This window comes from Stenotrophomonas maltophilia group sp. Smal13 (assembly GCF_030236855.1).
In the GTDB taxonomy this organism is placed as follows: domain Bacteria; phylum Pseudomonadota; class Gammaproteobacteria; order Xanthomonadales; family Xanthomonadaceae; genus Stenotrophomonas; species Stenotrophomonas maltophilia_A.
Window position 1 is genome coordinate 48947 of record NZ_JASJSQ010000021.1, and the last position, 6210, is coordinate 55156.

Below are 6210 nucleotides of genomic sequence, written 5' to 3' on the forward strand. Positions count from 1 at the left end.
CCAGGCATTACGCGCTGGCGGGCTCTTCCACCTTCGGGCCATCCCACAGCGCGTGGCCAGCCTTCTTGCGCAGCCGCTCCAGTCGCGCCGCATGCGCTTCCAGCTCCGACGGCGTGGCCACCACGCGCGGGCGCGGCAGCAGCTTGCTGGTGTCGAAGGCCTGCAGCGCCGCACCGGCACCACCGCCATCGTCATCGCCCAGACCGAAGCCGATTTCTTCCTGGCCCGAGGTCAGCGCGATATAGACGTCGCCCAGGATCTGCGCATCGAGCAGGCCGCCGTGCAGCGCACGGTGCGAGTTGTCCACGCCCAGCCGCTTGCACAGCGCATCCAGCGAGTTGCGCTGGCCCGGGAAGCGCTCACGCGCCATCACCAGGGTATCGATCACGGCGCAGCGGTCGGTGATCTTCCCGTACTGCGGCCCCAGCAGCGACAACTCGTTGTCGAGGAAGCCGAGGTCGAACGCCGCGTTGTGGATGATCAGCTCGGCGCCATCGATGAAGGCCAGGAACTCGTCGGCAATCTGCGCGAAGTCCGGCTTGTCATCGAGGAACTCCAGGGTCAGGCCGGTGACTTCCTGCGCACCCTGTTCGAACTCGCAGTCCGGCTTGATGTACTGGTGATAGTTGTTGCCGGTCGGGCGGCGCTTGAACAGCTCCACGCAGCCGATTTCGACGATGCGGTTGCCCTTCTTCCACTCCAGGCCGGTGGTTTCGGTATCGAGGATGATCTGACGCATGGGCTCAGTTTACCGGGCTGGCGTCGCGGATCTGGATCGCCGCGTTGCGGGCCAGCGTATCCACCCGCTCATTGTCCGGGTCGCCGGAGTGACCCTTCACCCAGCGCCAATCGATCTGATGCCGCAGCGTGGCCGCCTGCAGGCGCTCCCACAGCTCGCGGTTCTTTACCGGATCGCCGCCAGCCGTCTTCCAGTTCTTGCGGATCCAGCCCGGCATCCACTGGGTCAGACCCTGCCGCACATACTGCGAATCGGTATAGAGCACGATGTTGCACGGCTCGGTCAGCGACTCCAGCCCGGAAATGGCCGCCATCAGCTCCATCCGGTTGTTGGTGGTGTGCGCCTCGCCACCGCTCAGTTCGCGCTCGTGGCCCTTGTAGCGCAGCAGCGCAGCCCAGCCGCCGGGGCCGGGATTGCCAAGGCAGGAACCGTCGGTGTGGATTTCGATGGTTTTCAATACAACTCCAGAATCAGGTAGCTACGGTGCCGTGCCAGCGCACCGGCAGCGGTTTCGGCCCAGGCAGGGCCAGCGTGCGTTTTTCCGCATGGAACAGGCAGGCCGCGCGCAGCGGTGCCCAACCTCCGGGACGACGGCTGCCCGCACCGCGCCAGAGCGGACCCAGGTAACGCATATCGTCGCATTCCAGCCCATGACGGCCGAGCAGCAGGCGGATCCGCTGTGGCGTGCGCACCACCAGTCCATGCTGGCGCCATCGCGTGCGATACGGACTGAACGGATTGAGGCTGCTCAGCCACAGATGGCCGCCCGGCATCAGTACGCGCTCGCACTCGTCGAGCAGCCGATCAGCGTCGGCCGCAGTGACATGCTGCAGCACGATCGCATTGACACTCTCATTGGCCAGCGGCAGCGGCAGTGCACAGCGGGTGTCGCCGGCATAGCCCTGCCCCTGCCGGAACAGGCGCAGACCGCGTCCGCCCAGCTGTGCATCGTCCAGCCAGGCCGCACTTGGTGCGATCCACAGCCAGGGCTGCGCCGGCAGCACCGACAGCTGCGGCAGCAGCAATTGCCGCTCCAGCACGCGCAAGGCCTCCGCCGGTTCACTGTCGAACCACGGGGTCTGGCTCGCTTGACGGGTGCTCTGCAGCGCGGGCATGGTCCAATTCTATGCGACTGACTGCCCTGCCCGCATTTGCGGATAACTACATCTGGACGCTGATCGACAACGAGGGCGCTGCCGTGGTCGTCGACCCCGGCGATGCCGCGCCAGTGCTCGCGCTGGCCGATCAGGGCCTGCGCGTGGACACGATCCTGCTCACCCATCACCACGACGACCACATCGGTGGCGTGCCGGCATTGCAGGCGCGTTTCCCCGGCGTACGGGTCATCGCGCCGGTCGAGGAACGCATTCCCACGGCCACCGAGCGGGTCGGCGAAGGTGAACGCGTTCAGGCACTGGGCCGGACGTTCCACGTACTATCCGTGCCCGGGCATACCCGCAGCCACATCGCGTTTCACACTGCTGAACATCTTTTCAGCGGAGATTCGTTGTTCAGCCTGGGCTGTGGACGCCTGTTCGAAGGTACGCCGTCCCAGCTGCTGGCGTCGATGCGCAAGCTGGGTGCCCTGCCCGCGCAACTGATGCTTTGTTGCGCTCATGAGTACACCGTGTCAAATGCCGTCTTCGCGCGGCATGTCGACCCCGCCAACGCTGCCTTGTGGCAGCGCCAAGAGGAGGCTTTGGCCATGCGCCGCGATGACCGTTCCACCCTGCCGGTAACCCTGGCCAACGAATTCGACTGCAATCCCTTCCTGCGTGTGCACGCTGCACCGATCCGTGCGTCGGTGTCGGCACACCTGGGCCGTGACGTCGTGGACGACGTCGACGTGATGGCCGGTCTCCGGCACTGGAAAGACGGCTTCCGCGCATGATGCGCCGAAGTCTGCCGCTGGCCCTGGGCCTTGCCCTGGGGCTGGCCGGAACCGCGGGCGCACAGTCGCTGGGCGCCGGCATCAGCCAGAACCTGACCGCCGCTGCGGCGCTGCCGCTGGATCCGTCCGCGCTGCCTGCGCCCTCGGTGCGCAATGGCCAGGAGATCTTCACCAGCTTCCGCGACGGCCTGGCCGAGCCCAGCTGCGATGCCGAGGCTACCAGCCCGCGCTGGCAGAAGCAGTTCGCCCACGCCCCCTCGCGCCTGGCCAACCAGGATGACGATGCGCTGGTGCTGTTCGGCTATGTGGTCGAAGAGCTGCGCAAGGCGAACCTGCCCACCGAATTCGCGCTGATCCCATTCGTGGAAAGCGGCTATCGGCCCAATGCCCGCAACGGCAGCGGCCCGACCGGCCTGTGGCAGTTCATCGCCACCACGGCGCGCAACCACCGCGTGCCCATGGCCAACGGCTACGACGGTCGCCTGTCGGCGGTTGATTCCACCCAGGCCGCGGTGCGCTACCTGAAAACCCTGCACGGCATGTTCGGCGGCGACTGGCGACTGGCCACCATGGCCTACAACGCCGGCGAGTACCGGGTGCTGCAGTCCATGCGCAAGGCCGGCATGAACGCGCAGAATGCCAAGCCGGCAGCCCTGCCGGGGCTGTCGCCGGTTACCCATGCCTATGTCGAGAAGCTGCATGCCCTGGCCTGCGTGCTGGAAGACGTGGAGGACCAGCCTCGCGTAATGGCCTCGCTGGACCGCACCGTGCCGGTGTTGAAGGACCACACCCTGCCGGCCGGCACCAGCGTCCAGCAGTGGGCCGCACAGCGCGCCCTGGACCCCGCCAGGATCGCCCGCCTCAACCCGGCCCTGGCCGCCGGCAACCGCGCTTCGGGAACCACTCGGGTCCTGGCCCCGGTCTCGGCCGCCAATGCGACGGTGACGGAAGCCGCGACCACGCTGGTGGCCAGCACCGCACCGGTTGCCACGACCACGCCGACGCCGCAGGTGGCCAAGGCCGTGGCCGCGATCGCCGACCGCCCGCGCAGCCGCCGCCACACCGTGCGTGATGGCGAGTCGGCCTGGACCATCGCCCGCCGCTACGGCATGCCGGTAAAGGCCCTGCTGTCGCTGAACGGCCTGAGTGGCAGCAGCGTGCTGAAGCCCGGCGCAGTGCTGCGCGTCGAGGACTGACGCGCTCCAACCCCGCTGTATCTGCTCTTTGTAGAGTCGAGCGATGCTCGACTGCATCTGCACGACTCTACAAAAGGCGGTCGAGCAAGCTCGACCACTACCAAAGCTCAAGCGCGCCACAGACGACGCGAAGGCACAAAAAAAGGCCCGGCATTGCCGGGCCTTCTTCGATCCTGCCCCGCCGCGAGGCTTACAGGTTCTCTTCGGTGGTCTGGATCACGAACTTCCTGCGCATCGCCTCGACGTAGGCCTTGGCTGCGGCCATGCCGTCGATCTGGCTCAGCTGATCCTTGAGCTGCTTCTGCTGCTCGGCGGTCACTTCCTTGATGTCGCCCGGGTTGACCTTGTTCACGGCGAACAGCAGCGCGTGGCCGTTGACGTCGACCTTGCCGTAGCTCGGCTTGCCTTCCGCCGGCACCGGCGCACTGAAGATCGCGCGGTTGATTTCCGGGGTCGGCACCGGCTGGCTGCGCGGCAGGCCCGGCATCGGGCTCAGCTGCAGCTTCTCGCTGGCGGCCAGCGACTGCAGGGTGGCACCGGCCTTCAGCTTGGCCAGCACGGCGTCGGCGGCCTTGTCGCTGGCCTGGCGCTGGCGGTCGGCGCGGATCGCGGCGATCACCTGTTCACGCGCCTTGTCCAGCGGCGTTGCCTGTTCCGGGGTATGCGCGGCAACGCGGATGACCACGCTGTGGTTGGTGGCACCACCCAGGGCGATCGGGTCGCTGGCAGTACCATCCTGCACCAGCACTTCGGAGAAGGCCGCACGCAGCACGGCCGGATCGGTGGCGATGCCACTGGCGGTTGCGCGGGTGATCGGGCCCAGGGTCTGCAGCGGCAGGTTCACTTCCTTGGCCGCAGCAGCCAGATCACTCGGGCTCTTGTTGATCGCATCGACCAGGTGGCCGGCCAGCTCGTTGAAGCCGCGCTCGCCGTCGGCCTTCAGCTGCTCGGCGGCCAGCGTGTCACGCACTTCCTCGAACGACTTGCCTTCGCCGCCACGCACCGCGGCGACCTTGATGACGTGGTAGCCGAAGTCGGTCTTGACCGGGCCGATCACGTCACCCGCCTTGGCGGCGAACAGGGCGTCTTCGAACGGCTTGACCATCGCGCCACGCTCGACCCAGCCCAGATCACCGCCCTGGTCCTTCGAACCCGGGTCTTCCGAATTGGCCTTGGCCAGTGCAGCGAAGTCGGCACCCGCCGCCTTGGCTTCGGTGGCGATCTTGTTCGCCTTGGCTTCGGCACCGTCACCGGTGATCAGGATGTGCGCGGCCTGGCGCTGTTCCGGCGAAGTGAACTTCGCCTTCTCGTCCTCATAGCGCTTGCGCAGGGTCGCTTCGTCGGCCGCGGTCGGTGCCGGCAGGTTGGCGCCATTGATCTCGACGTATTCCAGCGACACGCTTTCGGCCTGGCGGAAATCCTTGCCGTGGCTGTCGTACCACTGCTTGATCTGCTCATCGGTGACCGGCGCGGTATCGGCCGGAACCTCCGGCAGCGCGGCCAGTTCGACGTCGCGGGTCTCACCCAGCAGCTTCAGCAGGCGCTCGGTCTCGGCCTGGGTGACGAAGCCCGAATTCTGCAGGCCCGACGGGATCACCGACTGCTGCAGGCTCTCGCGCACCAGCTCCTGGAACTGCGTGGGGGTACGCGGCGGATTGCCACCGGCCAGAGCCAGGCGGTAGTTGTTCTCGTTGAACTTGCCGTTCGAATCGAGGAAGGCCGGGATGGTGGCGATGTACTCGCGCACCGCGCCATCGCCGATCACAACACCGGCCTGCTCGCCCACCAGGCGCACGACCTGCTCGTCGATCAGCTGATCGAGCACGGCCATCTTGTTTTCAGTGCTTTCGAACGCGCGCGGGTCGAAGTTCTCGCCCTGCTGCTGGCGCTCACGCATGCGCTCCTGCTCGAAGCGGGTGCGGAAATCCTGCGCGCTGATCTCGTGGTGCTGCCACAGCATGCGCACCGGCCACCACGACGGTGCCGAACGCCACCAGGTCGGAGGCGCGGAAACCTTGGCCACGTTCTGTGCGCCAACGCCACCCAGGTAGCTGTTGTCGATCACGAACAGGAACGGAATCATCAGCAGCCCCAGGATCACGGTGACGATCCAGCCTGAGGTCTTGTCGCGGAGTTTCTGCAGCATGGTGAGGAATCACAAGGCCTGATTGGCGAGCCCGGCAGTGTAACCCGCTTCGTCGCAGGGACCAAAAGCAGCGCCGGCGTGGCCTGCGCCGATCTCCGCGGACCTGTGCCGTCAGCACCTCGGCAGGCCTGCCGCAGGGCACAAAGAAAAAGCCCCCGGCTTGCGCCGAGGGCTTTTAAAGTTGGCGGAGCGGACGGGACTCGAACCCGCGACCTCCGGCGTGACAGGCCAGCATTCT

General features: G+C 66.8%; 6 protein-coding genes. 2 read left to right on the forward strand and 4 right to left on the reverse strand.

Annotation, left to right across the window (positions count from 1 at the left end; all coding sequences use genetic code 11):
* Positions 1-7 precede the first annotated feature (7 nt).
* Genes dnaQ through QRO95_RS09710 form a run of 3 tightly spaced genes read right to left on the reverse strand, consistent with a single transcriptional unit; the run spans position 8 to position 1854 of the window.
* On the reverse strand, positions 8-739 hold the full coding sequence (dnaQ, locus tag QRO95_RS09700; protein WP_279913910.1) for a DNA polymerase III subunit epsilon: 732 nt from the start codon (positions 737-739) through the stop codon (positions 8-10).
* Between the two features lie 4 nt (positions 740-743).
* Positions 744-1196, reverse strand: coding sequence for a ribonuclease HI (rnhA, locus tag QRO95_RS09705; protein WP_032129326.1), 453 nt, complete (start codon positions 1194-1196; stop codon positions 744-746).
* Between the two features lie 13 nt (positions 1197-1209).
* On the reverse strand, positions 1210-1854 hold the full coding sequence (locus QRO95_RS09710) for a methyltransferase domain-containing protein (RefSeq protein WP_049400387.1): 645 nt from the start codon (positions 1852-1854) through the stop codon (positions 1210-1212).
* Between the two features lie 11 nt (positions 1855-1865).
* Here QRO95_RS09710 and gloB point away from each other — a divergent pair, with 11 nt between their 5' ends.
* A complete protein-coding gene (gene gloB, locus QRO95_RS09715) occupies positions 1866-2630 on the forward strand; it encodes a hydroxyacylglutathione hydrolase (RefSeq protein WP_285302428.1) in 765 nt (254 codons plus the stop codon).
* Positions 2627-3826 (forward strand): lytic transglycosylase domain-containing protein, encoded by a 1200-nt coding sequence (locus QRO95_RS09720; protein ID WP_071228862.1) that lies wholly within the window; start codon positions 2627-2629, stop codon positions 3824-3826. The genes gloB and QRO95_RS09720 overlap by 4 nt, the downstream gene beginning before the upstream one ends.
* Positions 3827-4016: 190 nt before the next feature.
* On the opposite strand, the gene QRO95_RS09725 is transcribed toward QRO95_RS09720, so the two are convergent.
* Entirely contained in the window at positions 4017-5972 is a 1956-nt protein-coding gene (locus QRO95_RS09725; protein ID WP_100437402.1) for a peptidyl-prolyl cis-trans isomerase, read from the reverse strand.
* Positions 5973-6210: the final 238 nt, after the last annotated feature.